Genomic DNA, 3,704 nt, shown 5'->3' on the forward strand with positions numbered 1-3,704 from the left:
GTCCTCCCCGTCCTCGCCGTCGCCGCCGGGGCAGCCCATCGCCCCCGCCAGAGCCGCCCGCACCCGCAGGTCCGAGGGCAGCGAGTCCCCGCCCCGGCCGCGCACCAGCATCACCATGCCCCGCACCCGCGACGCCAGCCGCCAGGCATGGCTGAGCACCTCACCGTCCTCCGCGTCCAGGAGACCGTGCGCCACGGCCGCCTCCAGCGCCTCCAGGGTGCCGGTGGTCCGCAGGTCGGAGTACTCGTGCGCGTGGCGCAGCTGGATCAGCTGGGCCACCCACTCCACGTCCGACAGCCCGCCCCGGCCCAGCTTGGTGTGCAGCGTCGGGTCGGCTCCGCGCGGCAGCCGCTCCGCCTCCATCCGCGCCTTGAGCTTGCGGATCTCCAGCACCGCCGAGGAGTCGATCCCGCCCTCCGGGTACCGGATCGGGTCGATCAGCCCCGTGAACGCCTCCCGCAGCTGCGGATCGCCCGCGACCGGCTTGGCCCGCAGCAGCGCCTGGCTCTCCCACACCTGCGACCAGCGCCCGTAGTAGGCCGCGTAGGACTCCAGCGTGCGCACCACCGGGCCGCTGCGGCCCTCCGGGCGCAGGTCGGTGTCCACCTTCAGCGGCGGCTCGGCCGCGGGCATCTCCAGCAGCCGCGCCAGCTCACGCACGACGGCCAGCGCCTGCTTGGTCGCCGCACCCGTGTCCACGCCCGGCAGGGGGTCGTGCACGTACATCACGTCCGCGTCGCTGGCGTAGGTCAGCTCACCGCCGCCGAACCGGCCCATCGCCACCACGCACACCCGCGTGAGCGGCTCGTCCCCCGACGCCGCCACCACCCGGTTCTGCGCCAGCCGCAGCGCAGCCTCTATGGTCACCGCGGCGATGTCGGTCAGCGCCGCGCCCACGTCCTGGACCGAGGCGACCTCCAGCAGGTCGGCCGCGGCCGTGCGCAGCAGCTCGCGGCGGCGCAGCGCGCGCACCGCCGACACCGACTCCTCGGCCGTGTCGTACCGGCGCCGCGCCGCCTCCGCCTCCCCGGCCAGCACCTTCGGGTCGCGGCGCACCAGGTCGCCGTCGTCGTCGAACATCGCCACCGCCTCCGGGGCGCGCAGCAGCAGCTCCGTCACGTACCGGCTCGTCCCCAGCAGCCACGCCATCCGCTCGGCCACCCGCACGTCGTCGCGCAGCAGGCGCAGGTACCACGGCGTGGTGCCCAGGGCCTCGCTCACCTGCCGGAAGCCCAGCAGGCCCGCGTCGGGGTCGGGGGCGTCGGAGAACCAGCCCAGCATCACCGGCAGCAGCGTCCGCTGGATCGCCGCCCTGCGCGAGACCCCCGAGGTCAGCGACTCCAGGTGGCGCAGCGCGCCGCCCGGATCGACGAACCCCAGCGCCTCCAGGCGGGCCCTGGCCTGCTCCGGCGACAGCCGCGCCTCCTCGCCCGGCAGCCTGGCCACCGCGTTGAGCAGCGGCCGGTAGAACAGCTTCTCGTGCAGGCGCCGCACCTCCGACGACACCCGGCGGCGCGCTTCGGTCAGCTCCCGCACCGGGTTCGCGGTCATCCCCAGCGCCCGCCCCAGACGGCGCAGCTGGTCGGGGCCCTCCTCGGCGGCCGGATCGGGCATCAGGTGCGTGCGCCGCAGCCGCTCCAGCTGCAGCAGGTGTTCCAGCCGCCGCAGGAACCGGTAGGCCTCCGCCAGCCCCGTCGCGTCGCCGCGCCCCACGTACCCGTGCTCCGACAGCGCGGCCAGCGCCTCCAGGGTGTTGCCCGACCGCAGCCGCTCGTCGGTGCGCCCGTGCACCAGCTGGAGCAGCTGCACGGAGAACTCGATGTCGCGCAGCCCGCCCGGGCCCAGCTTGAGCTCGCGCTCCGCCTCGCCCGCCGGGATGTGCGCCACCACCCGGCGGCGCATCGCCTGCACGTCCTCCACGAAGTCCTTGCGGCCCGCCGCCTCCCACACCATCGGGGAGATGAGGTCCATGTAGGCCCGGCCCAGCTCCGCGTCCCCGGCGATCGGGCGGGCCTTGAGCAGGGCCTGGAACTCCCAGGTCTTGGCCCAGCGCTCGTAGTAGGCGCGGTGCCCCGACAGCGGGCGCACCAGCGGGCCGTTCCTGCCCTCGGGGCGCAGCGCCGGATCCACCTCCCACAGGGCGCCCTCGGCGTCGGTCTCGGCGGGGATGCGCATCATCGCGGTGGCCAGCCGGGTCGCCGCGCGCATCGCCGCCTGCTCGTCCACCGGCTCCCCGGAACCCGGGCCCGCGCCCGCGTCCTCGTCCGCATCCCCGGCCACGGCCGGCTCGGCCACGAACACCACGTCCACGTCGCTGACGTAGTTGAGCTCGCGGCCGCCGCACTTGCCCATGCCGATGACCGCCAGGCGGCACAGCGCGGCGTCCTCGGGGTGCTCGGCGCGGGCCACCGCCAGCGACGCGTCCAGCAGCGACGCGGCCAGGTCGGCGAGTTCCCCGGCGACCTCGTCCACCGTGCACAGCCCGGTCAGGTCGCGCCCGGCCAGGCGCAGCACCCGCCTGCGGTAGGCCACGCGCAGGACGTGCCGCAGGTCCTCCGACGAGCCGTCGCCGACCACGGCCGGATCGGCGGTCGGCGCGGGGCTGTGGGGATCGGCGCCCACGATGTGCAACAGGCCGCGGCGCACCTCCTCCGGCCCGGGGGAGCGGGCGGCGTCGGCGCCCCGCAGCTCCCGCCAGTCGCCCGGGTGGCGCACCAGGTGGTCGGCCAGGGCGGTGCTCGTGCCCAGCACCCGGCACAGCCGGGCCCGCAGCTCCCGGTCCTCGCGCAGCGCGTCCAGGAGGTCGGCGGGGTCGGGGTCGGACTCCAGGATGCGGATCAGCCCGAGGAGCGCCTGGTCGGGGTCGGGGGCGGCCGCGAGCGAGCCGATGATCTCGGTGTCGGCCCGGGCGTCGAGCCCGGCCTCCTCCACCAGGCACAGGGCCCGGGTGCTGTCGCTGAAACCGCGCCTGGCGAGCGCGCCTGCCGTCATGTTCGTCGTTCCGTCCCTCACCACGTGTCAACGGTAACGGTCCGGCCGGTGAGCGGGCCCGGTGCCCCGAACCGGTTCGGCCCCCGGCGCCCGGGGCGAACCGTCCCGCGCACCCGGAGCCGGGTCGGGGCCGGTACCCGAACGGATACCGGCCCCGATGGGGGGAGTGCGCGGCGCGCCCTCCCGGAGCTGCCGTCTACGCCTTAGATGTCGTAGAACTGATACCCGCATGGACGGTAGCAGCGCAGACCCCGGAAGTCCCCTGATGGAGGGGGATTTCATCTGCTGGTAACACGCGACATCTCTCATCGTTTTTGGCTCCGGTGTGCGCCGGATGTGCGCCCGCAGCCCGGCAGTCTCGACGTGCGTTGAGCCAGCCTGAGGAGCTAGCCAGTGGGGGCTGGCTCCTGCTGTGCTCTTCACCTTCTTAGAGAGTAAGGAAACGCAGCCTCCGCAGCCTCCGCGTGCGCCTTGAAAGTGCCCCTGATCTGCGGCGATGGCGCGGAGGCTAAGCGTAGGGGCCAGCCTCCGCCAGCCTCCGCAGGCTCCGGGGTAGCCTCCGCACCTACCTCCCCCCACTGGCTAGCTCTGCACGTCAGGGCCATCTGGCGGGGTGGCGTGCAAGTGAGGTATGAAGGCACCAGAAGCTCAGACCTAGGATCGCGGGTGAAATGTCCGTTTCTCAAGAAGTTGGAAAAACGGCTGCTTGCCGC

The 3,704-nt window shown here is 74.3% G+C and carries 1 protein-coding gene; it reads right to left on the reverse strand.

Going from position 1 to position 3,704, the window contains the following annotated elements:
- Positions 1–2,991 (reverse strand): bifunctional [glutamine synthetase] adenylyltransferase/[glutamine synthetase]-adenylyl-L-tyrosine phosphorylase (locus DQW06_RS24465; protein WP_117199389.1); only part of this gene is annotated, 2,991 nt, incomplete at its 3' end.
- Between the last annotated feature and the right edge of the window lie 713 nt (positions 2,992–3,704).

This window comes from Nocardiopsis sp. TNDT3, from assembly GCF_003427465.1.
Taxonomy (GTDB): Bacteria; Actinomycetota; Actinomycetes; order Streptosporangiales; family Streptosporangiaceae; genus Nocardiopsis; species Nocardiopsis dassonvillei.